General features: G+C 72.7%; 27 protein-coding genes. 13 read left to right on the top strand and 14 right to left on the bottom strand.

From position 1 onward, the window contains the following. Positions 1 to 108: 108 nt before the first annotated feature. Positions 109 to 2,670, bottom strand: coding sequence for an excinuclease ABC subunit UvrA (uvrA, locus tag ACIBKX_RS15125; RefSeq protein ID WP_363276102.1), 2,562 nt, complete (start codon positions 2,668 to 2,670; stop codon positions 109 to 111). Between the two features lie 138 nt (positions 2,671 to 2,808). Between uvrA and ACIBKX_RS15120 the strand changes: the two genes are divergently transcribed. After that, entirely contained in the window at positions 2,809 to 3,540 is a 732-nt protein-coding gene (locus tag ACIBKX_RS15120) for a MerR family DNA-binding transcriptional regulator (RefSeq protein ID WP_363276101.1), read from the top strand. Here ACIBKX_RS15120 and ACIBKX_RS15115 read toward each other — a convergent pair. The 5 genes from ACIBKX_RS15115 to ACIBKX_RS15095 all read right to left on the bottom strand — a co-directional run bounded on the left by ACIBKX_RS15115 (position 3,531) and on the right by ACIBKX_RS15095 (position 9,393). Continuing rightward, positions 3,531 to 4,757 (bottom strand): GDSL-type esterase/lipase family protein, encoded by a 1,227-nt coding sequence (locus ACIBKX_RS15115; protein WP_363276182.1) that lies wholly within the window; start codon positions 4,755 to 4,757, stop codon positions 3,531 to 3,533. The genes ACIBKX_RS15120 and ACIBKX_RS15115 overlap by 10 nt on opposite strands. A 77-nt stretch (positions 4,758 to 4,834) precedes the next feature. Beyond that, positions 4,835 to 5,407 (bottom strand): WHG domain-containing protein, encoded by a 573-nt coding sequence (locus ACIBKX_RS15110; RefSeq protein WP_363276100.1) that lies wholly within the window; start codon positions 5,405 to 5,407, stop codon positions 4,835 to 4,837. Positions 5,408 to 5,551: 144 nt separating this feature from the next. Next, a complete protein-coding gene (locus ACIBKX_RS15105; RefSeq protein ID WP_363276099.1) occupies positions 5,552 to 5,962 on the bottom strand; it encodes a hypothetical protein in 411 nt (136 codons plus the stop codon). Positions 5,963 to 6,057: 95 nt separating this feature from the next. Continuing rightward, positions 6,058 to 7,320 carry a hypothetical protein gene (locus tag ACIBKX_RS15100; RefSeq protein WP_399375775.1) on the bottom strand — a complete coding sequence of 421 codons (1,263 nt, stop codon included), beginning with the start codon at positions 7,318 to 7,320 and terminating at the stop codon, positions 6,058 to 6,060. A gap of 114 nt (positions 7,321 to 7,434) precedes the next feature. Then, the gene (locus tag ACIBKX_RS15095; protein ID WP_363277760.1) at positions 7,435 to 9,393 is read right to left on the bottom strand and encodes an AAA family ATPase; all 1,959 of its coding nucleotides are present in this window, start codon (positions 9,391 to 9,393) and stop codon (positions 7,435 to 7,437) included. Between the two features lie 238 nt (positions 9,394 to 9,631). Between ACIBKX_RS15095 and ACIBKX_RS15090 the strand changes: the two genes are divergently transcribed. The 3 genes from ACIBKX_RS15090 to ACIBKX_RS15080 are packed head-to-tail and all read left to right on the top strand — an operon-like array spanning position 9,632 to position 12,831. After that, complete coding sequence (locus tag ACIBKX_RS15090; protein WP_363277795.1) at positions 9,632 to 11,404, top strand: ABC transporter ATP-binding protein; 1,773 nt, start codon at positions 9,632 to 9,634, stop codon at positions 11,402 to 11,404. A 52-nt stretch (positions 11,405 to 11,456) separates the two neighbouring features. Then, the gene (locus ACIBKX_RS15085; protein ID WP_363277761.1) at positions 11,457 to 12,257 is read left to right on the top strand and encodes a maleylpyruvate isomerase family mycothiol-dependent enzyme; all 801 of its coding nucleotides are present in this window, start codon (positions 11,457 to 11,459) and stop codon (positions 12,255 to 12,257) included. 22 nt (positions 12,258 to 12,279) lie between these two features. Continuing rightward, a complete protein-coding gene (locus tag ACIBKX_RS15080) occupies positions 12,280 to 12,831 on the top strand; it encodes a DinB family protein (RefSeq protein WP_363277762.1) in 552 nt (183 codons plus the stop codon). 39 nt (positions 12,832 to 12,870) lie between these two features. Here ACIBKX_RS15080 and ACIBKX_RS15075 read toward each other — a convergent pair whose 3' ends face one another. Next, positions 12,871 to 13,782, bottom strand: a complete 912-nt coding sequence (locus ACIBKX_RS15075; protein WP_363277796.1) for a zinc-binding dehydrogenase — start codon at positions 13,780 to 13,782, stop codon at positions 12,871 to 12,873. Between the two features lie 214 nt (positions 13,783 to 13,996). Here ACIBKX_RS15075 and ACIBKX_RS15070 point away from each other — a divergent pair, with 214 nt between their 5' ends. Together ACIBKX_RS15070 and ACIBKX_RS15065 are read left to right on the top strand one after the other, a co-directional pair. Continuing rightward, positions 13,997 to 14,650, top strand: coding sequence for a TetR/AcrR family transcriptional regulator (locus ACIBKX_RS15070; RefSeq protein ID WP_363277763.1), 654 nt, complete (start codon positions 13,997 to 13,999; stop codon positions 14,648 to 14,650). Next, positions 14,647 to 15,546: a LysR family transcriptional regulator gene (locus tag ACIBKX_RS15065; RefSeq protein WP_363277764.1), complete on the top strand. Its 900-nt coding sequence runs from the start codon at positions 14,647 to 14,649 to the stop codon at positions 15,544 to 15,546. Before ACIBKX_RS15070 ends, ACIBKX_RS15065 begins: the two co-directional genes overlap by 4 nt. A gap of 92 nt (positions 15,547 to 15,638) precedes the next feature. Here ACIBKX_RS15065 and ACIBKX_RS15060 read toward each other — a convergent pair whose 3' ends face one another. The 3 genes from ACIBKX_RS15060 to ACIBKX_RS15050 form a co-directional block, all read right to left on the bottom strand. Continuing rightward, positions 15,639 to 16,415, bottom strand: coding sequence for an SDR family oxidoreductase (locus ACIBKX_RS15060; protein WP_363277765.1), 777 nt, complete (start codon positions 16,413 to 16,415; stop codon positions 15,639 to 15,641). Between the two features lie 161 nt (positions 16,416 to 16,576). Next, complete coding sequence (locus ACIBKX_RS15055; RefSeq protein WP_363277766.1) at positions 16,577 to 17,239, bottom strand: response regulator transcription factor; 663 nt, start codon at positions 17,237 to 17,239, stop codon at positions 16,577 to 16,579. Further along, positions 17,236 to 18,426: a histidine kinase gene (locus ACIBKX_RS15050; protein ID WP_363277767.1), complete on the bottom strand. Its 1,191-nt coding sequence runs from the start codon at positions 18,424 to 18,426 to the stop codon at positions 17,236 to 17,238. The genes ACIBKX_RS15055 and ACIBKX_RS15050 overlap by 4 nt, the downstream gene beginning before the upstream one ends. Before the next feature lie 286 nt (positions 18,427 to 18,712). Between ACIBKX_RS15050 and ACIBKX_RS15045 the strand changes: the two genes are divergently transcribed. After that, complete coding sequence (locus tag ACIBKX_RS15045) at positions 18,713 to 19,057, top strand: DUF6223 family protein (RefSeq protein WP_363277768.1); 345 nt, start codon at positions 18,713 to 18,715, stop codon at positions 19,055 to 19,057. Here the strand turns inward: ACIBKX_RS15045 and ACIBKX_RS15040 are convergent. Then, a complete protein-coding gene (locus ACIBKX_RS15040; RefSeq protein ID WP_363277769.1) occupies positions 19,014 to 19,907 on the bottom strand; it encodes a LysR substrate-binding domain-containing protein in 894 nt (297 codons plus the stop codon). The genes ACIBKX_RS15045 and ACIBKX_RS15040 overlap by 44 nt on opposite strands. 116 nt (positions 19,908 to 20,023) lie before the next feature. On the opposite strand from ACIBKX_RS15040, the gene ACIBKX_RS15035 reads away from it, so the two are divergent. Beyond that, complete coding sequence (locus ACIBKX_RS15035) at positions 20,024 to 20,428, top strand: hypothetical protein (protein WP_363277770.1); 405 nt, start codon at positions 20,024 to 20,026, stop codon at positions 20,426 to 20,428. Between the two features lie 6 nt (positions 20,429 to 20,434). On the opposite strand, the gene ACIBKX_RS15030 is transcribed toward ACIBKX_RS15035, so the two are convergent. Then, on the bottom strand, positions 20,435 to 21,007 hold the full coding sequence (locus ACIBKX_RS15030; protein WP_363277771.1) for a rhodanese-like domain-containing protein: 573 nt from the start codon (positions 21,005 to 21,007) through the stop codon (positions 20,435 to 20,437). Between the two features lie 71 nt (positions 21,008 to 21,078). Between ACIBKX_RS15030 and ACIBKX_RS15025 the strand changes: the two genes are divergently transcribed. Then, a complete protein-coding gene (locus tag ACIBKX_RS15025; protein WP_363277772.1) occupies positions 21,079 to 21,357 on the top strand; it encodes a metal-sensitive transcriptional regulator in 279 nt (92 codons plus the stop codon). A 26-nt stretch (positions 21,358 to 21,383) separates the two neighbouring features. Here ACIBKX_RS15025 and ACIBKX_RS15020 read toward each other — a convergent pair whose 3' ends face one another. Beyond that, the gene (locus ACIBKX_RS15020; protein ID WP_363277773.1) at positions 21,384 to 22,127 is read right to left on the bottom strand and encodes a sulfite exporter TauE/SafE family protein; all 744 of its coding nucleotides are present in this window, start codon (positions 22,125 to 22,127) and stop codon (positions 21,384 to 21,386) included. Continuing rightward, positions 22,124 to 23,497, bottom strand: coding sequence for an MBL fold metallo-hydrolase (locus ACIBKX_RS15015; protein WP_363277774.1), 1,374 nt, complete (start codon positions 23,495 to 23,497; stop codon positions 22,124 to 22,126). Before ACIBKX_RS15015 ends, ACIBKX_RS15020 begins: the two co-directional genes overlap by 4 nt. 181 nt (positions 23,498 to 23,678) lie before the next feature. On the opposite strand from ACIBKX_RS15015, the gene ACIBKX_RS15010 reads away from it, so the two are divergent. From ACIBKX_RS15010 to ACIBKX_RS14995, 4 genes are all read left to right on the top strand, one after another. Continuing rightward, on the top strand, positions 23,679 to 24,296 hold the full coding sequence (locus tag ACIBKX_RS15010) for a GNAT family N-acetyltransferase (protein WP_363277775.1): 618 nt from the start codon (positions 23,679 to 23,681) through the stop codon (positions 24,294 to 24,296). 124 nt (positions 24,297 to 24,420) lie between these two features. Continuing rightward, positions 24,421 to 25,212, top strand: a complete 792-nt coding sequence (locus tag ACIBKX_RS15005; protein ID WP_363277776.1) for an aminoglycoside adenylyltransferase family protein — start codon at positions 24,421 to 24,423, stop codon at positions 25,210 to 25,212. Positions 25,213 to 25,252: 40 nt separating this feature from the next. Further along, positions 25,253 to 25,789 carry a phosphoribosyltransferase family protein gene (locus ACIBKX_RS15000; RefSeq protein ID WP_363277777.1) on the top strand — a complete coding sequence of 179 codons (537 nt, stop codon included), beginning with the start codon at positions 25,253 to 25,255 and terminating at the stop codon, positions 25,787 to 25,789. A gap of 221 nt (positions 25,790 to 26,010) precedes the next feature. Then, positions 26,011 to 26,757, top strand: coding sequence for a chitinase (locus ACIBKX_RS14995; protein WP_363277778.1), 747 nt, complete (start codon positions 26,011 to 26,013; stop codon positions 26,755 to 26,757). Positions 26,758 to 26,884: the final 127 nt, after the last annotated feature.

Below are 26,884 nucleotides of genomic sequence, written 5' to 3'. Positions count from 1 at the left end.
CTGGGTCAACGGACCGGGACGAAGGGGACGTTACGGCGAGAAGCCGCCCCCGCACGGCCCTCGCCGCCGCGCGTCCGGGTGATCGTCCCGGCCGGGGTGCCGCCGGTCTCACCCTCCGTCGAGGAACGTGCCGGTCCGTGAGGCGGGCATCCGTGTGAGCTCCTTCGGCGTTCCCTCGGCCACGATCTCGCCGCCCGCCGCGCCGCCCTCGGGGCCCAGGTCGACGACCCAGTCGGCGGCACGGATCACGTCCAGGTTGTGCTCGACGGCGATGACGCTGTTGCCCGCGTCGACCAGCCGCTGCAGCACACGGAGCAGCCTGGCCGTGTCGACGGGGTGCAGACCGGTGGTCGGCTCGTCCAGGAGGTACAGCGTGCGGCCGGTGGCGCGGCGGCCCAACTCCTTGGCCAGCTTCACGCGTTGGGCCTCGCCTCCGGAGAGCGTCGTCGCCGGCTGGCCGAGCCGAAGGTAGCCGAGGCCGACGTCGGACATCCGCTGGAGCCGCGTCGCCGCGCCCGGCACGGCCGCGAACACGGAGAGCGCCTCGTCGACGGTCATCTCAAGGACCTGGGCGATGTCGTGCCCGGCGTACCGCGCACCGAGCACCTCCGGCCGGAAGCGCCGCCCCCGGCAGGCCGGACAGCGCACCTCCACCTCGGGGAGGAAGTGCATCTGTACGGTGAGCACCCCCGCGCCCGAACACCGCTCGCACCGGCCGCCCGCCACGTTGAACGAGAAGTGCCCGGCGCTCAGCCCTCGCTCACGGGCCCCGTCGCTCGCGGCGAACGCCTCGCGGATCGGGGTGAACGCGTCCGAGTACGTCGCCGCGTTCGACCGCGGCACCCGGCTGACCGGCTGCTGGTCGATGGTCACGACCTTGTCGAGATGCTCCCAGCCGTCGATGCCGTCGTGGGCGCCCGGAGCGTCGCTCGCGCCGTGGAAGCGCTGCCGTGCCGCCCGGCCCAGAATGCCGAGGATCAGCGACGACTTGCCCGAGCCCGAGGGGCCGCTGACCGCGATCAGCCGCCCGAGGGGCAGCCGCGCGGTGACGTTCCTGAGGTTGTGGGACCGCGCCCCGCGGATCACCAACTCCTTGCCGGTGGACGGCCGATGAGCCGCGGGCAGCGGCATCGGAACCCGCCCCGAGAGACAGTCGCCGGTGGCCGAACCGGGGGTCGCCGCGACCTCGTCCGGCGTTCCCTCGGCCACGATGCGTCCGCCGTCGCGGCCTGCTCCGGGCCCGACGTCGACGACATGGTCGGCCGCGCGCAGCACATCCAGGTCGTGCTCGATGACCAGGACCGTGTTGCCCAGGTCGCGCAGCCGCCGCAACACGTCGACCAGCCGGGACGTGTCCGCGGGGTGCAGCCCGATCGTCGGCTCGTCCAGGACGTAAAGGACCCCCGTGAGCCCGGAGCCGAGCAGCGAGGAGAGCCGCAGCCGTTGGGTCTCGCCCGCCGAGAGGCTGGGCGTGGCCCGCTCCAGGGTCAGATAGCCGACCCCGACGTCGACGAGCCGCCGCACGCGCTCGCGCAGGTCGTCGACGACGGGCTCGGTGACCTGCCACGCCTCGGGATCGGTGACGTGGTCGCGCAATCCTCCGATCCACCCGGCGAGTTCGTCGAGCGGCAGGCGCGCCGCGTCCACGATCGTCAGACCGGCGACGGTGACGCGACGGCTCTCGGGACGCAGCCGCGTGCCCTCGCAGTCCGGGCAGACGTCGTTCACGAGGAACTTCTCCGCCTTCTCGCGATAGGCGGTGTCGTCGACCCGCTCGGCGTACCGGCGCAGCACGGCCGTCACCACGCCCTCGAAACGGCCGCCGGCGACCGTGGCAGGCGGCGCGAGGTCCGGGAAGCGGCGGCGGAACACGTCGCTCTCGACGCCGTGCAGCAGCAAGTCGCGTGCGGCGTCGGACAGTTCGCGTACGGGAGTGTCCGCGTCGAAGGTGAGGCCGAAGTGGTCGGCGGCGGCCCGCAGGACCGGGATGTTGCGCGCGGTGAGCACGGGAACCCAGCCGAGCACCGCGCCCGCGGCGACGCTCAGTCCGTCGTCGACCAGCCGGGACACGTCGGCCTGGAAGACGGTGCCGATGCCGGTGCAGGTGGGGCAGGCACCGGCGGGCTTGTTGAAGGAGAAGGTGCCCATCACCATGCCGGGGACGGGTGCCGCGCAGTGCGGGCAGGGCAGCGCCGGAAGACCGTCGGAGCCGTCGGCGGACTCGCCCGCGGGCGGCTCGTCGTCCCAGATCTCCTCGCCGCCGACGTGGTAGTCGGGCGGCACGTCGTGCCCGCACGCGGGGCAGGGGCGGTGGCCGATGCGGGCCCAGAGCAGCCGCAGATAGGTGAAGACCTCGGTGACCGTGCCGACGGTCGAGCGGGGGCTCCGGTTGGTCAGATGCTGGTCGACGCTGATCGAGGGGGAAAGACCGGTGATCGAGTCGACCGCGGGCTTGCTGACGAAGGTGGTGACGAGGCCGAGCGACTCCAGATACTGCCGCTGGCCCTCCCGGTGCAGGGTGTCGAAGGCGATCGTCGACTTGCCGGAGCCGGAGAGCCCCGTCAGGACGACGAGCTTGTTCTTGGGAATCGTGAGCGAGACGTTCTTGAGGTTGTGCAGGCGCGCGCCCTTGATGCGCATGACATCGGCGCCGGAGAGGCTGGCATCCATGGCTTCAAGTGTTCCATTGAAGTCCTTGTTGAGAGTTTTGAGCGGCAAGGGCGTGCACAGCCGGTGAATTGGCCCGCTAACCTTCAACTCGGAGTGGCATCCACATCGCGCTCGAAGCACAGAAGGGGCCGTCGATCCATGAGCCGAGCCGAGACCGCACTGCGGCCCGTCGACCTGGCGCGCGCCGCCGGAATCTCCACCCAGCAGATCCGCAACTACGCCGACGCGGGCATCCTGCCGCCCGCATCGCGCACACCCGCCGGGTACCGCAGATTCGACACCGGCCACCGCCGCGCGCTGCTCGCCTACCGCGCCCTGCTGCCGGGCTACGGCCTGTACGCGGCCCAGGCGATCATGCGGGCCGTGCACGCCGACGACCTTCCCCTCGCCCTCACCCTCATCGACGAGGGCCACGCCGCCCTGCACGAGCAGCGGCGCGCCCTGCACGCCGCGGGCGAGGCCCTGGAAGCGGTCGCGAAGGAGACCCCGGAGGACGCTTCGCAGCCCTCGGAGTCGTCACACCTGCGGATCGGCGAGGTCGCCGCCCTCCTCGGCGTGCGCACATCGGCGCTGCGGGTGTGGGAGTCCGCGGGCCTGCTGGCCCCGCAACGCGAACCGGGCACCCACTACCGCTGGTTCGGCCCCACCGACGTACGCGACGCCCGCATCGTCAGCATCCTCCGCCAGGGCCACTACCCGCTGCCCCAGATCCAGGCGGTCCTGGACGGCCTGAGGGAGACCGGCAGCCCCGACGCGCTGCGCGCGGCCATCGCGCAACGCCTCGCGGCACTCACCCGGCGGGGCGGCGCCATGCTGGAGGCCTCGGGACTGCTGCACGCGTACGTCGCGGGGGAGCCGGATCAGGAGTGAGCGGGGGCGCCCTTCTCGGTGAAGGCGCCCTTCGCCGCGAACGCGCCCTTGTCGGTGAAGGCCAGCTGCGCGAAGCGTTCGCCGATACGACGATGGGTCGCGGCGTCCGGGTGCAGCGCGTCGGGCAGCGGCAGTTCGGCGTGGTCCGCCTCTCCGTAGAGCTCACGGCCGTCGAGATGGTGCAGGTTCGGGTCCTGGGTCGCGCGCTGGGCCACGATCCGGGCCAGCTCGTCCCGGATGACGTTCAGCGTCAGCTTTCCGCTCGCGGTCTCCGCCGGGTCGCCGGTGGCCATGAACCGCAGCTGCCCGGTGCCGAGACCGCTGAAGTCGGGCGCACAGGGGCCCGGGGTGTCCTCGTGGATCGGGCACAGGATGGGCGAGACGACAAGCAGCGGCGCGGTGGGGTGGCCCTCGCGGATCGTGTCGAGGAAGCCGTGCACCGCCGGGGTGAAGGCGCGCAGCCGCATCAGGTCGGCGTTGACCACGTTGAGCCCCAGCTTGACGCTGATCAGGTCGGCCGGGGTGTCCCGCAGCGTCCGCGCGGTGAACGGGTCGAGCAGGGCGCTGCCGCCGAAGCCCAGGTTGATCAGCTCGACGCCGCCGAGGGAGGCGGCGAGCGCCGGCCAGGTCGTGGTGGGGCTCGCGGCGTCCGAGCCGTGGCTGACGGAACTGCCGTGGTGCAGCCACACCCTGCGCTCCGAGGCCGGCGCGGGCTCGACGGGGGCGTCGGTGCGCAGCGCGACCAGTTCGGTGGCCTCGTTGTGCGGCAGCCAGATCTCGACGTGCTTCAGGGAGCCGGAGAGCTCGGTGAAGCGGAGGGTGCCGGTGGATCCCGGCTCCGTCTCGGCGCTCCCCTTGGCCATGTCGATGGTGAGGGTGTTGCCGCCCGCCACACTCGCCTGACCGGTGAGACGGCCGTCGACCACCAGGTCGTACACACCGTCGGGCCGGGGCGGAGCGCCCACGTAGACCCTCTTCGTGGGCAGGGTCTCCAGCTCGACGGCGGTGGCCCTGGTGCGGAACACCAGCCGTACGCCCGAGGGCTGGGCCTCGGCCATGGCGAGCTGCCCGTCCGCGTACTGCGCGCGGGCCCAGGCGGGCAGCCGGTGCGGGCGCACGCCGCGTTCGGTGCGCTCCAGGTCGATGGCACCCCGCAGGAGGTCCGCGGTGAGGGGGGTGGTGATCCAGTCGTACGCGTACGGGTCTGTGGCGTTCATGTCCGTGGTGCTCAAGTTCTTGGAGTTCATGGTCTCTGCCTGTCGGTCGACGTGACGGGGGTGTGGCGCGGCCGGTGTCACGGCGCGTCCGGCCAGTTCCGCAGCAGCGCGTCGAGGGCGTCGAGGATCCGCGGCCAGGTCTCCTCCGCGTCGGGGGCGCTGTGGCTGAACCCGCCCGCGAGCTCCAGGCTGACGTAGCCGTGGAAGACGCTGCCGAGGAGGCGGACCGCATGGGTCTGGTCCGGCTCCGTCAGGTCGTAGCCGCGCAGGATGGCCCGCGTCATCTGGGAGTGCCTGCCGCCCGCACTGGCGGCCGCCGCCTCCGGGGTGAGCCTCATCTGGCCCGCCGCATAGCGGCCGGGGTGCTCGCGGGCGTAGTCGCGGTAGACGTTCGCGAGGGCGGTCAGCGCGTCCTTGCCCGCGCGTCCGGCCAGGGCGGCGGTGCCCCGGTCGGCGAGTTCCTCCAGGGCCAGCAGGGCGATCCGGGTCTTGAGGTCCTGGGAGTTCTTCACATGCGAGTACAGACTCGCGACCTTCACGTCGAACCGCCTGGCCAGCGCGGAGACGGTCACCTGCTCGAAGCCGACCTCGTCGGCCAGCTCCGCGCCCGCCAGGGTCAGGCGTTCCGTGGTCAGTCCCGCGCGCACCATGTCGCACCCCTCTCATCCGAAAGCGATTATGCATTTGCCTAATACTTTTAGGCAAATTTGCGAGAGCTTTCGGATGAGAGGGGTGCGACAGTGCCCGAGCGGAGAGGGGCGTCAACGCTCAGTGGCGCGCGCCCGCCTGCCGGGTCAGCGGACCGTCACATGGACGACGGGCGAGACCGCGCCCCCGCCGACGATCCGCAGGGCGTTGTGGCCCTTGAGGCCGAGCTTGACGCGCATGCTGTACGTCGCGGTGGGCGTCGTGCTGACCGTGGCGGGCAGCGACACCCACTGCTTGCCCTGCTTCTCCTGGAGCGTGACGCGCGTCCCGGTCGGGAGATGGCGGCTGACGCCGTTGATGCGGAACTCCTGCCAGGCGCGCACGCTGGCCGCGGTCGCCTTCGCCGAGAGGGTGGGACGCGGGGCCGCGGTCGGAGCGGCGGGTGCCTGCGGTGCGGCGCCGGACGGCGGCGGCGTGTCGGCACCGGCCACTGCCGGGCCCGTCACGACGGCCACGGCCGCCAGCCCCGCCACCGACGCGTACTTCAACCGATTCATCGTCAACTTCCTGTCTCCGTCTCTCTGTTGGTTGCCGTGGAGTGGTGGTGGAGTGGTGGATGGCTTCGGGCGGGCCCGGCCGTCGCGGGGGTGCTTCACGCGGTTGCCAGATGGTGCTTCCAGCCCCCTGCGGGGAGCTGTCCCACTTCGAGGCCGCGCAGTTTGGCGAGCACGGCGGGGTCCTGGACGTCGAGCCAGTCGACGAACTGCCGGAAGGAGACGAGGCGTACGTCCTTCTTGCCCGCGATGTGCTTGAGGGCCGCTTCGACGGCGTCCATGTAGATGCCGCCGTTCCATTCCTCGAAGTGGTTGCCGATGAACAGGGGTGCGCGATTCGTCTCGTACGCCCGCCGGAATCCGGCGAGATAGGCCTCGGTCGCCTGGGCTCGCCAGCCGGGATAGTTGTGCGAGGGCGCCTTCGTGGAGTTCTTCGACTGGTTGGCGAGGATGTTGTAGTCCATCGAAAGGACCTCGAAGGAGCGCCCGGGGAACGGGATCTGCTGGAGCGGCAGATCCCACAGGCCGAGCCGTCTGCCGGGCCACCGCTGCAGTCCGCCGGGCGAGGACGCGTCGTACCGCCAGCCCAGGTCGCGCGCGGTGGGGAGCAGGTTGGTGCGGCCGAGGAGGCAGGGGGTGCGGCCGCCGACGAGTTCCTTGTCGTAGTCGAAGGGCAGCGGCGGCAGATCGCTCCAGCCGGTGTTGGTGCGCCATTCCTTGACGAAGGAGACGGCCTGGTCGATCTCGCTCTGCCACTGCGCGGACGTCCAGTTGGCCACCGAGCCGGTGCCGGCGCAGAAGTGCCCGTTGAAGTGCGTGCCGATCTCATGGCCCTCCAGCCAGGCCTGACGCACGTACTTGAGGGTCTCCTTGATGTGCCCGTCGGTCAGATAACCGATGTCCGAGGCACCCACGCCGTTGTTCGGCGGCCGGTACATCCGCTTCTTCGACTCGGGCAGCAGATAAAGCCCCGAGAGGAAGAACGTCATCCGCGCATCGTGCTCCTCGGCCAGTTTTAAGAAGCGGGGGAAGAGCCCGTTGCCGACCTCGCCGGCGCCGTCCCAGGAGAACACGACGAACTGCGGCGGCGTCTGCCCCGGCTCCAGCGGCACCGGCTTCGCGGGCTGACGGGGCTGCTGCCCGGTGTACGCCGTCGAACCGTCCCCGATCGGCCGCACCACCGGGCGCTTCGGCTGCGCCCCGTGCGGGGCGCTGCCCTCGCGGCCCGTGTCACGCCCGGCGCGCGACGGGGGAGGTGCCGCCCCGGATCCCGACTCCGTGGCGCCGCACCCCGCGAGCCCCGCTCCCGCCGCCACGGCGAGTCCCAGCCCCAGTGCGTGTCTTCGGCCGACCGCGCGCATACCTCGCTCCGTTCACTCGCCCCATCGGTCGCACTATCTGTAGACCGCACCAAAGCGAATGAATCAGAATGAACCAGCCTTTTGCCGGATTTGACCCGACAGAGTGACGGGTCGTCAACTCCTGCGCACCGGACCGCGTTCGATCTCTGCGATCAGCTTCCTGATCGTGGCCGCCCCGCGCGGACCGGCCACCGACGTGACACCGGCGAGGGCTTTGTGCGCCCGGCGCCAGGCACGGCTGCGGCGCCCGCGCAGATGCTCGACGAGGGCATGGGCGTACTGCGTCATGGAACGCGTCCACACGTCGTGCCGGAGCTGGGTGCCCGCCGAAGCGCGGCGGACGCTGCGCAACGCGTCGGCCGGGCGGACCCGTGCCTGGGCCACGGCCAGCTCGGCCCAGCTCACCGCCGCCGGCGGGCCGTGCGACGTATGGGCGGGGACGGTGAGCGCGGCCTCCCGCAGGTGCTCGATGGCCCGCTCGGTCTCGCCCTCGCGCAGCGCGAGCACCCCCTGGACATGGGCGACGCGACCGATCGTGGCGTCGTCCCCGGAGAGCACCGCCACGCGCCAGGCCTGGTTGAGGAGTTCCTCCGCCTCCGGGGCGTCGGTGCACGCCGCGAGCCAGCCGGCCAGCCACAGCGCCTGCCCGCAGACCATCGTGTCGGCGCGCCCGAGGGGGAGCAGCCGCCGCAGATGGTCCCGCCCCTCGACGGCGTGCCCGCACACCACCCACCAGAACCACAGGTCCACCGCCATGGCGAGGGCGACCGCGCACTGGTCGGCGCTGTGCGGACCCCGCGCCAGCGCGATCCGCAGATTCGGCTCCTCGTCCCGGATCAGCAGCGTCGCCTGTTCGTGCCGTCCGGTGCTCCACAGGTGGTGGGCGGTGGACGCGATGCTGCTGTACCAGGTCAGATGGCGGGTGCCCGCCGCCGCGGACTCGCCCACGGACTGGAGCCGTTCGGCGCCGAAACCGCGTGCCGCCGCCGGCAGCCGGTAGCGGGGCTGCAGCACGCCGCCGGGATCACGCACCGGTTCCAGGACGGACGCCAGGACCAGTCGGGCCAGACAGGACGCGACCCGCGCCGGGGGCAGACCGCCGCCCGAGCAGACGTAGACGGCGGCGTCCTCGTCGAACTCGCCCGCGAAGACACTGAGCCGTGCCCACACGGAACGCTCGGCCTGCCCGCACAGCGCGTAGCTGGCCCCCACGGCCGCCCGCAGCGACCGATGCCGCCGCAGGGGCGCCTCCGGCATCCCCAGCCAGCCCTGCGCGGGCCGCAGCATGCGGGCGAGCTGGGCGGGCGAGTGGTGCGCGGTCTGCGCGGCGGCCAGCTCGACGGCGAGGGGCACGCCTTCCAGCTGCGTACAGATGTCGTTCACGGCTTCGAGGTCGGTCTGCTCGGGCGGCGGTCCGGGCGGGCGCGGGTCGGTGAGCGCCGCCCGGCCGCCGACCGGAGCCCGCGGCGCCGTCCCCCGGACATCCCGGGCCCGCTGCATGAAGAGCCGCACCGCGGGCCCCGGTTCCCGCTCCGTGCCGGGCACCGTCACCGGGAGCGGGCCGAGACGCAGCACCAACTCCTGCCCCAGGCCCAGCGGCTGCCGCCCGGCGGCAAGGACCCGTACGCCCGGCGCACGCAGCATCAGCGACTGCACCAGACGTACGCACTCGTCGTGCACCGGATCGAAGTCGTCCAGGACGACGAGCACCCGGCGCGACCGCAGCCGGGCGATGAGCTCACACTCGCCGTCGTCACCCGGCCCGCCCTCGGCGCCCCCGCCGGGTCCGCCCGCCGAGCCCGCCTCGTCTGTCTCGCCCGCCTCGCCGTCCATCGCGTCGACCACCGCGCGCGCCACGCTCCGTCCCCGCGCCGCGGCCCCGTCCCACCACCGCACGACCACCACACCGTCCGTGAGCTGGCCGCCCATCGCCGCCGCGGCGTGCGCGGCGAGGCTGCTCTTGCCGACGCCGGGTCCGCCCACCACCGTCACCAGCCTGCTCTGGGCCAGCAGACGGCGCAGCCTCGCCAGCTCCTCCGTCCGGCCCACAAGACCGCCCCCGTGAAGACGCACGCGCCCTTTCCTCCTCGTCACGCCCGGGCCCTTCCGCACCGCGAGCCCTGTTGCCCGTCCCATGCCAGACTCGCCGTGCAGAATCGTCACTGCATCGTTTTCGACGGATCGTCTAACTCTGCGCCCCGATCTGAGTTACGGGCCTTCGACGCACCCCCGGTCAGGCACCCCACCCGTCTCCCGCGTCCTGCCTGACGTGACGAAGAACGAGCCTGACGTGACCAAGCGCGAGCCTGATGTGACCAAGCACGAGCCGGAGCAGCCGGCACCGGAGAGACTGTCCGCCGCCGAGACCTGGCGAGCCCTGTACGGCTACTTCCGCCCGCACCGCGGCGCCGTCGCCCTGGGCGCCCTGTGCACGCTGATCGGCGCGGCGACCGCCCTGGCCCAGCCGCTGGCCGCGAAGTCGCTCGTGGACCGGCTCGGCGGCGACGATTCGATCGCGGGGATCCTCGTGCTCCTCACGGCCCTCGTCGTCCTCGGCACGGCGATCGAGTCGTTCGGCGCGTACATCCTGGAGCGCACCGCCGAATCCGTGGTGCTCGCGGCCCGGCGCACCCTGATCGGGCGGCTGCTGCGGCTGCGCCTGCCCGAGGTGGAACGCACCCAGCCGGGCGACCTGATGTCCCGCATCACCTCGGACACGACGCTCCTGCGCGCGGTCACCACACAGTCCGTGGTGTCCGCGGTCGCGGGCGGCCTCAGCTTCATCGCGACGATCGTGATGATGGGCCTGATGGACGCCGTCCTGCTCGGCGTCACCCTCGGCGTGATCGTCCTGATCGGCGGCATGACGGCCCTGGTGATGCCCAAGATCTCCCGGTCGACGGAGCGCGCGCAGGAAGCGGTCGGCACGATCTCGACCGCGCTGGAGCGGGCGTTCGGCGCGTTCCGCACCCTCAAGGCGTCCGGTGCCGAACAGCGCGAGACCGAGCTGGTCCGGTCGGCCGCGCGGGAGGCCTGGCGGCACGGCGTGCGGTCGGCGAAGTGGCAGGCGGTGGCGTGGAGTTCGGTCGGCCTCGCGATACAGGTCTCGTTCCTGGCCGTGCTCGGCATCGGCGGCGCGCGGGTCGCGTCGGGAGCGATATCGATCTCGACCCTGGTGGCTTTCCTGCTGTTCCTCTTCTATCTGATCGACCCCGTCTCCCGCCTCGTCGAGGGAGCCACGCAGTACCAGGTCGGCTCGGCCGCCATCGCCCGCATCGTGCGCGCCGAGCGCCTGGAGACGGAGGACGTCACCGAGACCGGCGACGGGCACGGGCGCGAAGGCCCCGCCGCGGTCACCTTCGAGGACGTGACCTTCCGCTACCGGGAAGGTCTTCCGTACGTCCATCACGGCGTGAGCTTCGACGTTCCGGGCCCCGGCATGACTGCCTTCGTCGGCCCGTCGGGCGCGGGAAAGACCACCGTGTTCGGCCTGATCGAGCGCTTCTACGAGGCGACCGGCGGCCGGATCCTGGTCGACGGCCGCGACGTACGCGACTGGCCGCTCGCCGAACTGCGCGCCGCCATCGGGTACGTCGAGCAGGACGCGCCCGTCCTGGCGGGCACCCTGCGCGAGAACCTCGTCTTCGGCGCGCCCGACGCGACCGACGCCGAGATCCGGCACGCCCTCGTACGCGCCCGGCTCGACGCCCTCGTGGAGCGGCTGCCCGACGGCCTGGAATCGCTGGTCGGCCACCGCGGCTCCCAGCTGTCCGGTGGCGAACGCCAGCGGGTCGCCATCGCCCGCGCGATGCTGCGCAAGCCGCGCCTGCTGCTCCTGGACGAGGCGACGTCGCAGCTCGACGCCGTCAACGAACTGGCCCTGCGGGACGTGGTCGCCGAGATCGCCCGAGAGGTCACGGTCCTCGTGGTGGCCCACCGCCTCTCGACGGTGACGCTGGCCGACCGCATCGTGGTGATGGACGCGGGGAAGGTGCGCGCGTCCGGCACCCACGCCGAGCTGGTGGCATCCGATCCGCTGTACGGGGAGCTGGCGGCGACCCAGTTCCTGGCGTCGTCGGCGTGAACGGCCGCCGGACCGCACCGGGCGGCCCACCGACCGGGGATAGCATGCTGTGATGGATCATCAGGCTCTTGTGTACGAGCGCTGCTGCGCCGAAATCGTCACGCAGACGGCCCTGTTGACGGCCGCCGTCGCCGAAGCCGACCCGCTGGCCCCGGTGCCCGACTGCCCGGGCTGGACGCTCGGCCAGCTCCTGCGGCACGTGGGCGGCACCCACCGGTGGGCCGGGACCGTCGTCCGCACGCGGGCGACGGAGCCGGTGTCGGACGAGCAGGTCAACGACGTGCCGCCGCGCGCCGACGACGACCCCGCCGCGCTCGCGGCCTGGCTCACCGAGGGCGCCGCGAGCCTCGCAGGGGCGCTGCGCGCGGTGGGCCCGCGGGAGCGGATGTGGACGCCGCCCCCGCAGTGGAACGCGCTGTTCTGGGCCCGCCGGATGACGTTCGAGACGGTCGTCCACCGGTCGGACGCCTTCGGCGCGGTCGGCGTCCCGTACACGCTGGACGACGCGGTGGCCCGCGACGGCATCGACGAATGGCTGGGGTTCAGCACGCTGCCGCAGGCCTACGAGTCGCCCGCCTTGATGGGTGAACTCCTCGCGCCCGGCCGCTCCTTGAGCCTGCGCGCCGTACCGGAGGGAGCGGGGGAGTGGGTGATCGACCTCGGCGGAGACATCCCTGCCCTGGGAAGTACGGGCGAGGAGAAGCCCACCGCGACGGTGCAGGGCACGCCTGCGGACCTGCTGCTCCTGCTCTACCTGCGGCGCTCGGCGCGGAGCGAGGGCATCGAGGTCGACGGAGACGGCCGGCTGTTCGCCGACTGGGCGGAGCGCGCCGGCCACTGGCTGCGCAAGTGACGACGGGGACGGGAAGGCAGACATGACCCTCGCACGCAGAAGAGCGGAACTGTTCGTCGAGGAGGAGCGGGACGGGCGTCTGAACGCCCGGACCACCGGGGACGAGCGGTTGATGCTCGCCGATTTCCTGGCCGCGCAGCGCACGACGCTGGAGCTGAAGTGCGCGGGCCTGCGCACCGAACTGTCCCGCCGCTCGGTGGCGCCCTCCACCCTGTCGCTCCTCGGCCTCGTCCGGCATCTGGCGGAGGTCGAGCGGCGCTGGTTCCGGAGCGTCCTGGCGGGCGAGGACGCGCCGCCGCTCTTCGTCTCGGACACCCGCCCCGACCACGACTTCGAGGGCGCGGTACCCGACCCCTCCGTGATCGACGCCGCGTGGCGGGCCTGGCGCACCGAGGTCGCGTTCGCCGACCGTTTCGTCGCCGCCGCGCCCGACCTGGACGTCGAGGGCGAGGACGGCTGGCGCGGGAAGGTGTCGCTGCGCTGGGTGCTGATCCACATGGTGGAGGAGTACGCCCGGCACAACGGCCACGCCGACCTGCTGCGCGAGCGCATCGACGGGGCGATCGGCGTGTGAGTCCGGCCGGCTGCCGGAACCGTCAGTCCCGGCCCATGTCTAGTCCCGGCCCACGTCGAGCACCGCCTTGCCCGAGATCCGCCGGTCGAGCAGCGCCTGCGCGGCCTCCGTGACCCGCTCCCAGGGGCCGCGCCAGTCGACCTCGGGGGAGAGCCGGCCCGCCGCGGTGAAGGCGAGCAGGGTGGTGAGGTCGGGGCCGACCTCGTGGACGTCCCCGAAGGTGCTCATCGTCTTGGCCGGGCCGACGTGGAACAGCGAGTACGGGGCGAAGACGGCGGGTTCGTCGGAGGCCCAGCCGATGTTCTGCACACCGCCGCCGGGCGCGAGCAGGTCCCAGGCGGCCGCCAGCTGCGGGCCGCCCACGGTGTCGAGGACGAGGTCGACGGGTGCGTCGATGCCCGCCAGGCCGACCACCACCTCGTGGGCGCCGAGTTCAGCGAGCCCCTTGCCGCGGCCGGGCGAGCCTACGGAGGCGATGACGTGGGCGCCTCCCAGCGCCGCGAGCTGCACCGCGTAACGGCCCACCCCGCCGGCCGCCCCGGTGATCAGCACTCGGCGGCCCAGGATGTCGCGGGTGCGCAGGGTCCGCAGCGCGGTGATGCCCGCCATCGGCAGCCCGGCGGCGTCGGCGAGGCCGACCTCGGCGGGCACCTCGGCCACCGCGCTGGTGTCCACGGCCATGCGCTGCGCCCAGGCCCCGGCACCGAAGGCGGCGACACGGCTGCCGACGGCGGGCCCGCTGCCGTCGGCGGCCGCGCGCAGGACGACTCCGGAGGCGTCGTAGCCGTGCACGGTCCCGGCGGGCCGCCGCCGGGCGAAGGCGATCTCGCCGCGGTTGAGGGAGATGTGCCGTACGTCGAGCAGCAACTGGCCGGTGGCGGGCCGGGGTTCGGGGGCGTCGCCCAGGCGCAGTGCACCGGGGGCGGCGGGGTCGACGACGAGCGCGCGCATGTCCATGGAGTTCTCCTTGGGACGGGGGAACGGTTCAAGAGGGGCAGAGCAAGGCAGGGCGAGGCAGGACAAGGCACGGCGAGGCAGAGCAAGGCGGGGCAGGGCAGGGTGAAGTCGCCGCAGGACGGCATTCGCCCATACGGACTGACAGTCCGCTTGATTCGGAGGTAATCTATCCGGACCAACGGCCCGCTTTCAATGAGGAGTTGTCGCCATGGCTGACGGGCGCCGAACCGCCGACGCGGTACCCGCCGGGACCGAGCGCACCGGGCGCACCGAGCGGACGGAACGCACCGAGCGTGCCGACGCGGCCCGCAACCGGCACGCGGTGCTGCGCGCCACCGAACGCCTGCTGGCCGAGGGCGACGGCGCCCCCGTCTCGCTGGACCGGGTCGCGGCCCTGGCCGGCGTGGGCAAGGGCACGGTGTTCCGCCGCTTCGGCAGCCGCGCCGGACTGCTGCAGGCGCTCCTCGAGGAACGCTCGCGCGAACTGCGCCAGGCCGTCTCCGAAGGGCCGCCGCCGCTGGGCCCCGGCGCACCACCCGCACAGCGCCTGCACGCCTTCCTCGACGGCCTCGGTGCCATCGCCGAGAGCAACGCGGTCCTGCTCTGCGCCCATGAGCAGGCATGCGCCGAGGACAAGTACGGCGACCCCAGCTTCCGCTTCTGGCACCGCCACCTCGGCTCGCTGCTCGCCGCCGAACGCCCCGACGCCGACGCCGACTTCCTCGCCCACGGACTGCTCGCCCTCTTCGACGGCGCCCTGATCCGCCACGTGACCCCGCCCGGCGACCCGCGGTACTTCACCCGCTCCGTCCAGCGGATGGCGAAGGCGCTGCTCACCGGCACGGAAGGGACCGGCCGATGAGCCTTCGCCAGTTCGAGTACGCCCTGGCCGTCGCCGAGGAGGGCTCGGTGACCGCTGCGGCCGAGGTGCTGCACGTCGCCCAGCCGTCGGTGTCCCAGCAGATCCGCAGCCTGGAGCGGGAACTGGGCGTGGAACTCTTCGCCCGTACGCCGACCGGCCTCGTGCCCACCGTGGTCGGCCGTGCCTTCCTGCGGGAGGCGGAGGTCGCCGTGAGCGCGTCGAGGCGTGCGCGGGCGACGGCGCGGGCCGCCGGCGCCGACGAGCTGGTGGGCGAGCTGGTCGTCTCGGCGCAGATGGGCTTCGGCACGCGGCAGCTGCCCGGTGCGCTTGGCGAGCTGCGCCGCCGCTTCCCGCGCCTGGAGGTCACCGTCTTCGAGGAGCCGAGCTCCGCCGAGCTGGAGCGGCTGTGCCGCCGGGGCGTGCTGAACCTCGCCCTGATGGCGGCGTGTGAGCGGAGCCCCGCCGACGCCCACCGTCTCGGCGACGAGGAGTTCGTCGTGGTCCTCGCCGAAGGGCATCGGCTGCTCGCCGCGGACCGGGTCGAACTGCGCGACCTCGCGGGGGAGTCGTGGGTCAGGTTCGACCGTGACAGCGCGCTCGACGGCGTACTCCTGAACGTCCTGCGCGAGAACGACCTGCCGCCGACCACTGCCGCCCGCGTGTCCCAGACGGCGACGGCCGTGCGCTGGGCCGCGCACGGCCTCGGGGTCACGCTCGTCCCGGCCTCCGCGGTGCCGCTCGGCCACGAGCACCTCGTCCGCCCGGTGTTCCCGGCCGTGTCCCAGCCCGTCATCGCCGTGCTCCGCCAGGGTGTCGGCCCGGCGGAGACGGCGCTGCTCGAACTCCTCCACAAGGAATTCTGGTCGGATTCCGCTTCCTTCTCGCCGGTTTCCTGACCGCCGAGAAGGAAGCGGAATTCCCCTGCCGAGTCAGGCGTTTCGTTCTGGTATTCCTCTGCCCGGTCGGGCGTTCTGGAATTTCACCGCCATCAGCCCCTGGGGAATTCACCGCCGTCCACGACGAGACTGCTCCCGGTCAGCCAGCCCGCCCGGTCGGACACGAGGAACAGCACCGCGTGGGCGATGTCGTCCGGCTCTCCGTCCCGCCCCAGCGGGGTGCTGTCGTCGGCGTTGGTCTGCGCCGGTGCCGCGTTCAGCCGCGCCCACTCCTTCCGCGTCGTCTCACCGCCGGGTGTGGCGACCCGGCCGGGCGTCACGGTGTTCACCCGGATTCCGTCCGGGGCCAGTTCGAGGGCCAGCCCCCGGCTGTAGTTCTCCAGCGCGGCCTTCGCCGCCGTGTAGTGCAGGAACGGCCCGATCGCGGTGCGGACCGCGGCCGACGAGATGTGCACGATCCCTCCCGAGCGGCGTTCCCGCATCCCCGGCACCAGCAGGGAGTCCAGCCGCACCGACGCCAGGAAGTTCAGGTCCAGCGCGTCCTGCCACTCCTCGTCCGAAATGGCCGAGGCGCCCGCGTGCGGCCGTGCCCCACCCGCGTTGTGGACCAGGATGTCCACCCCGCCGAGCATCTCCTGCGCGGCCGCGGCGAGCGCCTGGGCGCCGGCCCGGCTCCGCACGTCCGCCGCCACGAACGCGGCACCCTCCGGCGCCGCGCTCGACGCCGACCTGGCGGTGGTGAGCACCTCGGCGCCCGCGTCCAGGAGCTGACGAACCACGGCCGCGCCGATTCCGCGCGTACCGCCCGTCACCAGGGCCCGCTTTCCCTTGAGTTCCCGCGTTCCCGATCCGTTCTCGAACGTGGTCATGAAATCGGCCCTTTCCGTCGCTCATCGGTGAGTTCACGGTAGATCCGGGAAAGAACGCGAGGCAAAGACGGAAAGTGAGCAGGGGATATAGGGACTCCCTATAGGGATGTCCTATAGGGAGTCCGTGGAGGGACTTCCTGGAGGGGGCTCCTGTGGCGCCCTCAAGTACCGTGCGGCCTCACAAGCCCGGACTCATAGGCGAGGACCACGAGTTGCGCGCGATCGCGGGCGCGCAGTTTCGCCATGGCCCGGTTGACATGGGTCTTCGCCGTCAGTGGGCTGATCACCATGGCGGCGGCGATCTCGTCGTTGGAAAGACCCCGCGCGACCAGCGCGACGGCCTCGCGCTCACGGTTGGTCAGGTCCTTCAACTCCCCGTGGATTCCGGGGTGCGGCGGCTGGGTGACGTAACGGTCGATGAGCTTGCGGGTGATCGACGGTGCGAGCAGCGCGTCACCGCGCGCCGCGACGCGCACGGAGTGGAGGAAGTCCTCCGGCCGGATGTCCTTGACGATGAACCCGGCGGCGCCCGCGCGCAGCGCGTTGAAGACATACTCGTCGAAGCAGTAGTTGGTGAGGATCACGACGTGCACCCCGGCAAGCGCCGGGTCCGACGCGATGCGCCGGGTCGCCTCGATGCCGTCCATCACCGGCATCTGCACGTCCACGAGCGCCACGTCGGGCAGCAACTCCGCGGCCAGGGCCAGGCACTCCGCGCCGTCCGAGGCCTCGCCCACCACCTCGATGTCCTCCTCGGCGCCCAGGAGCGCGCGGAATCCACTGCGCAGGAGCGGCTGGTCGTCCACCAGCAGGACACGGATCACGGCGTACGGTCCACGGAGAGCGCCGCACGGTCCACCGGGGCCGACGCACGCTCCACGGGATCCGCCCCGGTGTGCACAGGAATCTCCGCTTGTACGGAGAAGCCGCCCTGGCCGCGCGGTTGTGCGCGCAGGTGGCCGCCCAGTGCCGTGACCCGCTCACGCATGCCGAGCAGTCCGACGCCCGGAGCCGGGGGCGGGCCCGGCGTGGTGCTGCCGTCGTCGTCGACCTGTATGGCGAGGACGCCCCGGCCGTAGCCGATCCGGACCGACGCCGTCGCCGCCGAGGCGTGCCGGGCGACGTTGGTGAGGGACTCCTGGACGATCCGGTACGCGGTCCGGTCCACGGCGGCAGGAACGGCGTGCCGTCGGCCCTCGACCGTCAACGTCGCGTCCAGGCCCGTCGCGCGGGCCCGTTCGACCAGCGCCGGGACGTGGTCGAGGCCATGGGCCGGGGCCTTGCCGTCGTCACGCAACGCCTCCAGGGTCGCCCGCAGCTCCCGCGCGGCCTCGCCGCCGGCCTGCCGGATCGCCAGGAGCGACTCCGGTACGTCCTCGCCGCGCTTGCGGGCCAGGTGCACGGCGACCTCGGCCTGCACCTTGATCACCGAGATCTGATGGGTGAGCGAATCGTGCAACTCCCGTGCGATGTGCAGTCGTTCCTCGTCCGCGCGGTGCCGTGCGACCTCCTCCCGCGTGCGCTCGGCCTCGTCCGCCCGCCGCTCGGCCTGCCGCAGCGCTTCCCCCGCGGCGGCGGCCGCGACCAGCCAGGCCAGCTCAAGAGCGCCGCGCGCCCGGGCGAACGCCTCGCCCGTGTCGTGCAGGCCCGAGGCCAGCGCCGCGAGCGGGAGCGCCGCGAGCAGGGTCACGCTCGCGACCGCCGTGACGACGCGATGTCCCTCGCGCACGGCGGCGTAGACCGCGAACAGATAGGCGACGGCCGGCACGTCGAAACCGGTCGCCTGGTAGCCCACGGCGCACAGCCCGGTGCCGATCAGGACGGGGACCGGTGCGCGACGCCGCGCGGCCAACGCGAGGCCGCCGCCCGCCAGGAGCGCATACCCGAGCAGGTCGGGTGCCGCGTCGGATGGCTCCCCCGACAGCCCGGTGATCAGCAGCGTCGCGGCCGCACTGGCGGCGATCGCCCAGTCCTTGACGCCCGCCGGAACACGGGACAGCCGTGCGCTCATGCGCGCAGATTAGCCGGAAGCCCGCGGGGTGCGAGTCGTACGGGCGGACGAACAGCCCACTACCGCAACGGCGGTAGTCGCGCGGCTCCTGCGGCGTTCGCGGCAGCCGACTGCGGCGGGGGCGGCAGCGTGAAGTGTCCGCGTCTGCCGGACGCGCGGCGGCGGGTGCGGCGGACACCATCGGGGCGAGCACTCACAGCCGTACGCGAGATGCCCGTCGCACGCGCATCTCCCGTGCCCAGAGCGGCAGTCCGAGCAAGTCCCGTCTCAAGAGCAGGAGCACCTCATGTCCGTCCCAGTTGTGATCGCCGCCAGTGTCACCAGCATGAGCGCCGGGCGCGTCGGCGCGAGCGTGGCCGCGCTCGTCGCGCTGTTCGGCGTCGTCGTCGGCGGGCTGACCCTGGCCCGCGCCGCCGGCCGCATCGGCATCAGGTCCGATCGGAGCGGAGCCGTGCTGGCCCTCGCGGCGGGCCTGGCCGGGATGGCCGTCGGCGCAGTGGTCGCCGCCACGTCATCCGGAGGCATCGGCACCGGCAACGGACTCGGCGGTGCCGTCGTCGCGCTGGCGGTCGGCCTGATCGGCGCGGTCATGGGCGGGTACGCGCTGGCCCGCTCCCGGCACACGAGCTGACGGCGGCCGACTCTGCGAGGGCACGGACCGCCGGATGCCAGGGGCGGTCATCCGGCCCGGTCAGCACCAGGCGCCGCGAGACCTCGGGGCGGAGCGGCGCCAGGACGAGATCGGCGGGGATCAGCGAACGGGAGACCTCGGACAGCACGGTGACGCCGATGCCGGACTGCACCATGCCGATCAGCGTCGCCAGGTCGCGGACCCGGTGGGCGGGCGCGAAGTCCAGCCCCGCCAGCTCGTGGATCGTACGGATACGGGCCTCGCAGTTGTTCGGGGAGATCAGGAACGGGTCGTCCTCCAGGTCGCGGATGTCGACGGCCGGCTCGTCCGCCAGGGGATGGTCGCGCGGCAGCAGCGCGCGATAGGCGTCCGTGGCCAGCGGGATGCCGGCGCCGGACGGCGGGTCGATCAGGACGGCGGCGTCGGCCGCGCCGCTCGCCAGCCAGGCTGCCAACTCGCCGCTGTCCCCCTCGAAGGCCCGCACCGTGAGCCGCGGATGCTCCTCGCGCCAGTGCCGCAGCAGGCCGGGAACCAGCCCCTGACGGACGGTCGGTGTGGCGGCGAGGCGCACCGTGCCGGTCAGGGCCGCGGCGGACTCGGCCGCGATCCGCTCCACGGAACGTGCCGCCGACAGCGCGCCGCGCGCGTGCGGCAGGACCCGTTCGCCGAGCGCCGTCGTCCGTACCGGCGAGGCACGGACGAGCAGCGGGGCCGCCAACTCGCGTTCCAGGGAGGCGACGGCGTGCGAGACCGCGGACTGGCTCATGCCGAGGTCGTCGGCCGCCGCGCCGAAACCGCCCGCGTCGACGACGGCGGCGAAGGCCCTCAGCTGCGGGATGTTCACGGTCATGCGCGCGCCTCATGTGCCTATGAAACCGATGGGTTGGACCCATCGTGCCAGGTCGGCGAAGGCTTGCCCCGTGCCGTCGGCTCCGGCGGCGCACCGAGCGTCCACAGAGGAGAGCCATGCCGTACTTCCGCGTCACCGTCACCGGTCCCGAGCTCGCCGACGGCGTCCACAGCGCCCTCGCCGAAGGGCTGACCCGCCTCGCGGTGACGCTCCTCGGCAAGTCGGGCGCGCGCACGGTCGTCCACGTCGACCTGGTGCCGGGCGCCCGCTACTTCGTCGACGGCCGTCCGCTGACCGACGGCAGGGACGCGCGCGTCGAGGCCGACATCACCGCGGGCACCAACAGCGGTGCGGAGAAGGCCGCGTTCATCGCCGAAGCCGCCGCGCTCCTGACGGAGCTGCTCGGCCCGCTGCGCCGGGCCGGGGTCGCGCTGCACGAACTGGCCCCGGAGAGCTACGGATACGGCGGAGTGACCCAGTTCGACTTCTACCGCCGGGAGAAGGTCACAGCCGCCGCCTGAGGGGATTCACGCCGCCAGCCGCACCAGCGTCTCCTGGAAGGAGGCGGCCTGCTCGGGGGCCCGGTTGTGGGGGAGGCGGGCGAGTACGGCGGCCATGCCGCACGTATTCGTCACGCCGGAGAAGACGAGCCCCGCGCCGATGGCCCCCGACAGCCAGTGCGCGGGCGGCCAGGCCAGGCCCGCGAGGAAGCCGAGCAGCACCAGCGCCCCGGCGGCCAGCCGGACCTGCCGGTCCATCGGCCAGGCGGCACGTCCTCCGGCCGGCCGCTCCACGGGGTGGCCCTCCGCCGCCCAGGCCCCGGTCCCGCCGGCCAGCGTCGCCGCCTCGACACCCAGCGCGGCCAGCGCCGCGCACCCCTTGGCGGAGCGGGACCCGGAGGCACAGACGATGAGCAGGGGCGTACGCGAGGCCGCCGCTCTCAGGGCTTCGGCGGCCTCGGCCAGGCGGTCGAGCGGCACGTTGAGGGCGCCCGGCAGATGGCCGCCGGCGTACTCGCCGGGGGTGCGGACGTCGACCACGGTGAACTCGCCGAAGCGTGCCGTGGCCTGGCCCGGCGTCAAGGTGATGGGGGTGTGCACGGAACAATGCCTTTCGATGGTTGGTTCCCCCTCCAGGTAGAATACCCGTGGGGGTATGCGGAGGAGGACGTGTGGAACTCGACATGAGCGCCGACGAGCTGAAGTCGGCGCTGAACCGGCTGCGGCGGGCCCAGGGCCAGCTCGCGGGAGTGATCAAGATGATCGAGGACGGCCGGGACTGCGAGGAGGTCGTCACCCAGCTGGCTGCCGTGTCCCGGGCCCTCGACCGGGCAGGGTTCTCGATCATCGCCACGGGGCTGCAGCAGTGCATGACCAGCGAGGACCCCGAGGTGCGGGACTCCGCGCAGATGCGGGCCCGTCTGGAGAAGCTCTTCCTGTCGCTGGCCTGAGGCCCGCGCCGGCCTCGGGTCCGGCGTCACAGCAGGACTCCGGCGCCCATCGCCGCGGCCACGACGAGGAGCAGGGCGCCGAAGACGCGCTGCAGTGTGGCGGGGGAGACCTTCGCGCTGAGCCGCTTGCCGTCCCAGGCGCCCAGGACCGCCGTCGCGACGAACGGCATGATCAGGGCCCAGTCGAGGCTCACCGCCGTGGTCGCGCGGGCGGCGAGGGCGACGAGCGCGTTGGCGATGATCACCAGCAGGCTGGTGCCGACGGCCGCGCTCATCGGGACGGCGAGCGCGGCCACCAGGGCGGGCACGGCGAGGAACCCGCCGCCGACCCCCAGGAACCCGGTCACGGCACCGAGCCCCGCGCCCGCCCCCGCCGCACGGATCGCCGACACCGTCCCGCCCTCCGGCGGGGTTCGGCGCCGCAGCATGCGCAGTGCGGCGAGGACGGCCAGCACGGCGAAGGCCAAGGTCAGCGCTGTCGCGGGAATCCGCGCGGAGAGCAGTCCCGCCGCGGCGGCCGGCAGCAGCCCGGCCGCCGCGAACAGCGCACCGGACCGCCAGCGCACCGCTCCCGCGCGCGCGTGGGCGAGCAGCGCGGCCAGCGAGGTGACGATCACGATGACCAGGCTCGCGGTGGTGGCCTCGGCCGGGCTGAACCCCAGCAGATAGATCAGTGCGGGGACGGTCAGAATGCTGCCGCCCGCCCCGAGCGACCCCAGGGCAAGCCCGACCAGCGCTCCGGCGAGCAGGGCGAGGAGCGGGGTGGTCATATGCGAGCAGGGTCGACGAGCGTCAGACCCGCGTCCGTCGCGGCCGCGTACCCGTCGTCGACCGCCACCACGGCCCGGCCCGCCGCGTCCAGGACGGAGGCCGCGATCGCCGCGCGCATCCCGCCCGCGCAGTGCACCCACACCGGCCCCGCGGGCACTTCACCCAGGCGGTGGTGGATCTCGTGGACCGGGATGTGCACGCTGCCGTCGATCCAGCCGCCCGACCGCTCGCTCGCCCGGCGTACGTCGAGGACCACCGGCCGCTCGCCCCGGTCGCGAGCCGCGGCCAGATCGGCGAACGTCGCCCGCGGGAACGAGGCGAGCGGCGCCTGGCCGTCGACCCAGTCGGCCGGGGAGCCGACGGCGGCCGCGGCGGGGCGGTCGATGCCGACCCGCGCCAACTCCCGCTGCGCACGGGCGACGTCGTCGGCGCTCGCGCCCAGCAGCGTCACCGGCTTGCCCCACGGGATCATCCAGGCCAGATAGGTCGCGAGCTGCCCGTCGACCTCGAAGTTGTACGCCCCGGCCACATGCCCCTCGGCGAAGGCCGTCCGGCTGCGCAGATCCACCACCCACTCGCCCGCGGCGAGCCGCCGTGCGATCTCGGTGGCGTCGGCACGCCGGGGCGGGGTCAGGTCCAGGGGGGCGGGCCCCGCGGCATTGGCCGGACCCATGTGGGCGTAATAGGCGGGCACGTCGTCAAGGCCGGAGAGCAGCTCGGCCACGAACGTCTCCACGTCCTGCACCAACGCCGGATTGGACTTCCGCTCCGTACCGATCGTGCTGTCGCGGCTGTCCCCCTGCGCGGACGAACAGAAGCTGCCGAACCCGTGCGTGGGCAGCACCGCCACCTCGTCGGCCAGCTCGGCGGCGAGCCGGTGCGCGGAGGCGTGCTGCGCGCGGGCCAGTTCACCGGTCAGCCGCGGCTCCACCAGGTCCGGCCGCCCCACGCCGCCGATCAGCAGCGATCCACCGGTGAAGGCGGCCACGGGGCGCCCGCCCTCTTCGAGTACGTACGACATGTGGTGCGGGGTGTGCCCCGGCGTGGCCACCGCCCGCAGCGCCAGGCCCTCGTCGACCTCCTCGACGTCCCCGTCGGACACCGCCACCCTCGCGTACGACACCGAGGCGCCGGCCGGGACGAGATAGCGGGCGCCGGTCAGCCGGGCCAGCTCCAGGCCGCCCGTCACGTAGTCGTTGTGCACGTGCGTCTCGGCGACGGCGACGATCCGCACGTCGCGCCGCGCGGCGGCGGCGATCACCCGGTCGATGTCGCGCGGCGGGTCGATCACGACCACCGACAGGGCGCCGCCCGCCAGATAGCTGCGGTTGCCCAGACCCTTGGTCTCCAGGACATCGGCGAAGAACACGGCACGCTCCTTCTCACGTGTTTACCCCCCGGGGTATTTCCCCCTCACCGTAACAGAGATACCCAGGGGGGTATTTCCTGCCCGCTTCCCGCCCCTGATTTCACGCCACTGTCCTGACCGTCGAGAGGCCTCACGCGTGGACGGGGACCCCGCCCGCGAGGCCAAGATCATCGGGTGCAGAATGACCCTTATGCCGATAACGAACATGCCGAAAACGGCAGCGATCGACGATGCGCCCACCATCAGCAGCATCCTGGCCCGTGCCTTCGACGACGACCCGATGATGCGCTGGTTCTTCCCCGAGGGCGCGTCGCGCGACAGCGCGCTGGCCCGCTACTTCACCACGATCTTCACGCGGCAGTACGGCCGGCACGGCTTCTGTGAGCGCACGGAGTCCGCGGCCGCGTTCTGGGTGCCCCCGGAGGCGCAGGCCAAGGCCGTTCCCGACGCGGAGACGATCGAGGAACTGACCGCCATCCTCGGCGACCGCGCCGGACTCTTCCGGGAAGCCGTCGAATCGGCCGCCGAGCACGCGCCCCAGGAACCGCACTGGTACCTGGCCGTGATCGGCGCCGACCCGGCCTCGCAGGGGCAGGGCCAGGGCGCCGCCCTGCTGCGCTCGGGCCTCGCCAAGGCCGACGAGGCGGGGCTGCCGGTCTACCTGGAGTCCTCCAAGGAGTCCAACCTCCCCGTCTACGAGCACTTCGGCTTCACCGTGCTCGGGGAGGCGCAACTGCCGGGAGGCGGCCCGGTCCTGTGGGTGATGCGCCGCGAGCCGCGCCGCGCGGCCGATGCCTAGAGGTCAGGCGTCTTCCCGGCACGGCACCTGATGCCGCCGCCTTCTGCCGGGAGTTGACTGCCGCCCGTCCTGGGTGCGGGCCACCGCCCGCACCCTTCGTCGTCCCCTGGCGGAAGGGTCACCCGTGACACAGACCGATGACGTCGTACGCCTGCTGCGCGACACGCTCGGCGTGGACCTCGCCGGCGCCTATCTGTACGGTTCCGCCGTGCTCGGCGGGCTGCGGCCGTACAGCGACATCGACGTGTTCGCCGTCGTGGAGCGGCCGTTGACGCGGGGGCAGCGGCGGCGGCTCGTGGACGGACTCCTGGATCTGTCCGCCTGGCCGCCGCGCGGCACGACGGTGCGGCCCGTCGAGCTGACCGTCGTCGTGCGGGGCGCGATCAGCCCGTGGAGCTATCCGCCGGTCTGCGAGTTCCAGTACGGGGAGTGGCTGCGGGAGAGTTGCGAGCGCGGGGACGTGCCGTCGCCGGTGGCGAGCCCCGATCTGGCGCCGCTCGTCACGATGGTGCTGCTGGCGGGCAGGGCTCTGGCCGGGCCGCCGCCGGGCGAGCTGCTCGACGCGGTTCCGCGAGCGGATCTGTCGCGCGCGATGGTCGCGGGTGTCCCGGATCTCCTGGCCGAACTCGACTCGGACACCCGCAATGTGGTCCTGACCCTGGCCCGCATCTGGATGACGCTGGCCACCGGGGTCGTCACGTCCAAGGACGGCGCGGCGGACTGGGCGCTGACCCGACTCCCGGAGGAACACCGGGCCGTGCTCGCCCGTGCGCGGGCCGTCTACCTCACCGGTGAGGACGAACGCCGGGGCGGACTCCTGCCGCTGCCGGGTCCTTGGGCGGCGTACGTCACGAAGGCGATCGGGGAGCTGGCGGGGCCGCTGCCGGGAGAGCCCGGACGTCCGGGTGATCGATAATGGTTTGCCGCGTTGACCGGCGGTCGGAAGACTTCCGCCCATGCCTGCGACCGCACGTGACCTGACGCTTGAACACTTCCGGTGGATCGGCGGTCACGCGGATGTCTGGGCGGTCTTCCGGGACGCCAAGGCGCTGGCCGCGGTGGTCGCCGGCCTCGTCGAACCGTTCCGGGACGAGCGGATCACGGCGGTCTGCGGGATCGAGTCACGGGGCTTCCTCCTGGGCGGTGCCGCGGCCGTCGAGCTCGGCGTCGGCTTCGTACCCGTCCGCAAGGGCGAGGGCCTCTTGCCGGGCGACAAGGTCGCGCGGCAGTCGTCCCCCGACTACCGGCGCCTCCGTCACACGCTGCGACTCCAGCGATCCTCGCTCGGTCCGGGAGACCGTGTCCTGCTGGTCGACGACTGGATCGAGACCGGAAGCCAGGCTGCGGCGGTCAAGAGCATGGCCGAGGAGTGCGGGGCCACCTGGGTGGGGTGCGGCGTCATCGTCGATCAGCTCGGCGATGCGCCGGAGAATGCGTCGCTCGGCACCGTTCGAGGGGTCCTGGACGCGCAGGAACTGCCGCCGTCCGCGTAAGCCTGGGCAGGACCACAACACGTGCTGAATTCAAGGGCGGATGCCGCGATGCCTCCCAACTGCGCGTATCCATCGACCTCTTGACGTGAATACGTCACTCGGTATGGTCTAGGCCAACGGCGGGAGCGGTTCCGGTTGGCCGTTGCTCGCACACCCCCCACCACGCGGCGGTCAGCCGTGCCCCCGTGCATGCGCCCTGCCCGCTCAAGGAGTGATCGCCCATGCGTCCTCGTTCTCGTGTGCTCACCGCCCTGGCCGCGACGGCATCCGCCGCCGCGGTCGCCGTCATGACCCTCGCGCCCAACGCGTCCGCCGGGAAGGCGGACACGGGGGAGAAGTCGGCAGCCGCCGAATTCATCGTCAGCGAGGCCCAGTTCAACCAGATGTTCCCGAACCGGAACTCCTTCTACACCTACAGCGGTCTGACCGACGCGCTCAGCGCCTACCCCGAGTTCACCGGCACCGGCAGCGACACCGTGCGCAGGCAGGAGGCCGCCGCGTTCCTCGCGAACGTCAGCCATGAGACCGGCGGTCTGGTCCATGTCGTCGAGCAGAACACCGACAACTACCCGCACTACTGCGACAGTTCCCAGCCCTACGGCTGCCCGGCCGGCCACGACAAGTACTACGGCCGCGGGCCGATCCAGCTCAGCTGGAACTTCAACTACAAGGCCGCGGGCGACGCCCTGTCGATCGACCTCCTGAACAACCCCGACCTCGTCCAGAACGATCCCGCCGTCGCCTGGAAGACCGGCCTCTGGTACTGGAACACGCAGAACGGACCGGGCACCATGACGCCGCACAACGCCATGGTCAACGGCGCCGGATTCGGCGAGACCATCCGCAGCATCAACGGCAGCCTGGAATGCGACGGGCAGAACCCCGGGCAGGTGCAGAGCCGGGTCGACAACTACAAGCGGTTCACCGCGCTCCTGGGCGTCGAGCCGGGGGACAAGCTCACCTGCTGAGCCGCTCGCGGGGAGTCACCGCCGTACGCCTCGCCGCCCCCGCACCGGCGAGGCGTACGGCGATTTTCGGCCAAGGTTAGTGCAGTGCTCAACAGTCGACCTGGAGGGGCTGGTTGGGCCGACACGT

It is taken from the genome of Streptomyces sp. NPDC050658 (assembly GCF_044457025.1).
Classification (GTDB): domain Bacteria; phylum Actinomycetota; class Actinomycetes; order Streptomycetales; family Streptomycetaceae; genus Streptomyces.
This window is presented reverse-complemented; position numbering and strand designations above follow the sequence as displayed.

Excerpts from the sequence above, each read along its gene's own strand:
- uvrA (WP_363276102.1), bottom strand. The coding sequence starts at position 2,670 with ATGGATGCCAGCCTCTCCGGCGCCGATGTCATGCGCATCAAGGGCGCG.
- ACIBKX_RS15120 (WP_363276101.1), top strand. The coding sequence starts at position 2,809 with ATGAGCCGAGCCGAGACCGCACTGCGGCCCGTCGACCTGGCGCGCGCC.
- ACIBKX_RS15115 (WP_363276182.1), bottom strand. The coding sequence starts at position 4,757 with ATGAACGCCACAGACCCGTACGCGTACGACTGGATCACCACCCCCCTC.
- ACIBKX_RS15110 (WP_363276100.1), bottom strand. The coding sequence starts at position 5,407 with ATGGTGCGCGCGGGACTGACCACGGAACGCCTGACCCTGGCGGGCGCG.
- ACIBKX_RS15105 (WP_363276099.1), bottom strand. The coding sequence starts at position 5,962 with ATGAATCGGTTGAAGTACGCGTCGGTGGCGGGGCTGGCGGCCGTGGCC.
- ACIBKX_RS15100 (WP_399375775.1), bottom strand. The coding sequence starts at position 7,320 with ATGCGCGCGGTCGGCCGAAGACACGCACTGGGGCTGGGACTCGCCGTG.
- ACIBKX_RS15085 (WP_363277761.1), top strand. The coding sequence starts at position 11,457 with ATGGATCATCAGGCTCTTGTGTACGAGCGCTGCTGCGCCGAAATCGTC.
- ACIBKX_RS15080 (WP_363277762.1), top strand. The coding sequence starts at position 12,280 with ATGACCCTCGCACGCAGAAGAGCGGAACTGTTCGTCGAGGAGGAGCGG.
- ACIBKX_RS15075 (WP_363277796.1), bottom strand. The coding sequence starts at position 13,782 with ATGCGCGCGCTCGTCGTCGACCCCGCCGCCCCCGGTGCACTGCGCCTG.
- ACIBKX_RS15070 (WP_363277763.1), top strand. The coding sequence starts at position 13,997 with ATGGCTGACGGGCGCCGAACCGCCGACGCGGTACCCGCCGGGACCGAG.
- ACIBKX_RS15065 (WP_363277764.1), top strand. The coding sequence starts at position 14,647 with ATGAGCCTTCGCCAGTTCGAGTACGCCCTGGCCGTCGCCGAGGAGGGC.
- ACIBKX_RS15060 (WP_363277765.1), bottom strand. The coding sequence starts at position 16,415 with ATGACCACGTTCGAGAACGGATCGGGAACGCGGGAACTCAAGGGAAAG.
- ACIBKX_RS15050 (WP_363277767.1), bottom strand. The coding sequence starts at position 18,426 with ATGAGCGCACGGCTGTCCCGTGTTCCGGCGGGCGTCAAGGACTGGGCG.
- ACIBKX_RS15045 (WP_363277768.1), top strand. The coding sequence starts at position 18,713 with ATGTCCGTCCCAGTTGTGATCGCCGCCAGTGTCACCAGCATGAGCGCC.
- ACIBKX_RS15040 (WP_363277769.1), bottom strand. The coding sequence starts at position 19,907 with ATGACCGTGAACATCCCGCAGCTGAGGGCCTTCGCCGCCGTCGTCGAC.
- ACIBKX_RS15035 (WP_363277770.1), top strand. The coding sequence starts at position 20,024 with ATGCCGTACTTCCGCGTCACCGTCACCGGTCCCGAGCTCGCCGACGGC.
- ACIBKX_RS15020 (WP_363277773.1), bottom strand. The coding sequence starts at position 22,127 with ATGACCACCCCGCTCCTCGCCCTGCTCGCCGGAGCGCTGGTCGGGCTT.
- ACIBKX_RS15010 (WP_363277775.1), top strand. The coding sequence starts at position 23,679 with ATGACCCTTATGCCGATAACGAACATGCCGAAAACGGCAGCGATCGAC.
- ACIBKX_RS15000 (WP_363277777.1), top strand. The coding sequence starts at position 25,253 with ATGCCTGCGACCGCACGTGACCTGACGCTTGAACACTTCCGGTGGATC.
- ACIBKX_RS14995 (WP_363277778.1), top strand. The coding sequence starts at position 26,011 with ATGCGTCCTCGTTCTCGTGTGCTCACCGCCCTGGCCGCGACGGCATCC.